The organism is Lysobacter brunescens (assembly GCF_042677005.1).
Classification (GTDB): domain Bacteria; phylum Pseudomonadota; class Gammaproteobacteria; order Xanthomonadales; family Xanthomonadaceae; genus Lysobacter_I; species Lysobacter_I brunescens.
In genome coordinates this window covers 1-845 of record NZ_JBHTIF010000024.1, presented here as the reverse complement: position 1 = coordinate 845, position 845 = coordinate 1, and the positions used below count along the sequence as shown (strand labels likewise).

Below are 845 nucleotides of genomic sequence, written 5' to 3'. Positions count from 1 at the left end.
CGCAGCGCGGACTCCACCTCGCCCAGCTCGATCCGGTAGCCGCGCACCTTCACCTGGTGGTCCGCGCGTCCCACGAACACCAGCTGGCCGCCCTCGCTCCAGCGCACGCGGTCTCCCGTCCGGTACACGCGCTCGCGATGGCCCGGCCGCACCTCCAGCGTCACGAACCGCTCCGACGTCTGCGCCTCACGGCCCCAGTAACCCGTCGCAAGGCACGGACCGCCGATGCACAGCTCGCCCACCGCACCGCGCGGCAACAGGCCGCCTCGCTCGTCCAGCACCCAGTACCGCACGTTCGACAGCGGACGGCCGATGCCCACTTCCGCCTCGTCGCCGCGCAGCCGGTACACGCTGCTGGTGATCGCCGCTTCCGTCGGACCGTACGAGTTGTGCAGCTCGATCCCCGCACGCTCGGGCGTGAACCACGCCGACCGCAGGCCCGCGTCCAGCACGTCGCCGCCGCTGGTCACGCGACGCAGCGATGTCCCCGACCAGCCCGGCACTTCCAGCAGCTGACGCAGGTACGCGGGCACCACGTGCATCCACGTCACACCCTGCGACGACACGTACGACAGCAGCGCCGACGGCTCGGTCACGCCATCCGGACGCAGCGACACGCTCCCGCCCACCGACAGCGGCACCAGCAGCTGGCTCAGCGACGCATCGAAGCTCATCGACGCGAACAGCAGGCCGCGATCGCTCGATTCCAGCCCGTAGTGCTGCGCCAGCGCCGGCAACTTCGCCGCCAGCGCGCCGTGCGGCACGCACACGCCCTTGGGCTGGCCCGTCGAACCGGACGTGTAGATCATGTACGCCACCGTCTCGGCCGTCACCGGACTGGCGTA

General features: G+C 71.2%; 1 protein-coding gene. It reads right to left on the bottom strand.

Going from position 1 to position 845, the window contains the following annotated elements; genetic code table 11:
• Nucleotides 1-809: AMP-binding protein (locus tag ACFQ0E_RS19170; RefSeq protein WP_386826637.1), on the bottom strand; the 809-nt coding region annotated here is incomplete at its 3' end.
• Between the last annotated feature and the right edge of the window lie 36 nt (nucleotides 810-845).